The sequence below is a fragment of the Staphylococcus sp. HMSC061G12 genome (assembly GCF_001838465.1).
Taxonomy (GTDB): Bacteria; Bacillota; Bacilli; order Staphylococcales; family Staphylococcaceae; genus Staphylococcus; species Staphylococcus simulans.
In genome coordinates, this window is sequence record NZ_KV837154.1 from 1 (window position 1) to 270 (window position 270).

At 34.8% G+C, this 270-nt stretch carries 1 pseudogene; it reads left to right on the top strand.

The features are described 5' to 3' along the window. A pseudogene (locus tag HMPREF2937_RS13345) lies at nt 1-209 on the top strand (DDE-type integrase/transposase/recombinase); the annotation flags it as partial. Nucleotides 210-270: the final 61 nt, after the last annotated feature.

Sequence of the window (270 nt, forward strand, 5' to 3'; positions counted from 1 at the left end):
ATTGCACATCTAAATATCTCAATAACCTCATTGAACAAGATCATCGTCACATTAAGGTGAGAAAGACAAGATATCAAAGTGTCAATACGGCAAAAAATACACTCAAAGGCATTGAATGTATTTACGGATTATATAAAAAGAACCGTAGGTCTCTTCAGATCTACGGATTTTCACCATGCCACGAAATTAGTTATATGTTAGCTGGTTAGGCGAAGACTGACACAATAAAATGGTGATTAGCTATATTTTTCTAACTTTGCAACAGAACCC